Below are 206 nucleotides of genomic sequence, written 5' to 3' on the forward strand. Positions count from 1 at the left end.
CTGGCCGTGCCGTTCGAAAGCGCCTCCATGCGTTTTGACCGTCGCGCCCATGTGCTGGTCGAGATCGAATGCGACGACGGCACGATCGGTTGGGGTGAGTGCCTCGGCCCGGCGCGGCCGAATGCGGCGGTGGTTGCCGCCTATACCCCCTGGCTGATCGGCCAGGATCCGCGCCAGACGGAAAAGCTCTGGGCGATCCTCTACAA

1 pseudogene is annotated in these 206 nt (G+C 66.0%); it reads left to right on the plus strand.

What is annotated here, in order from left to right:
* Positions 1-206 (plus strand): annotated as a pseudogene (locus L981_RS33060) (mandelate racemase/muconate lactonizing enzyme family protein); the annotation flags it as partial.

The organism is Ensifer sp. ZNC0028 (assembly GCF_000799055.1).
Lineage (GTDB): Bacteria > Pseudomonadota > Alphaproteobacteria > Rhizobiales > Rhizobiaceae > Ensifer.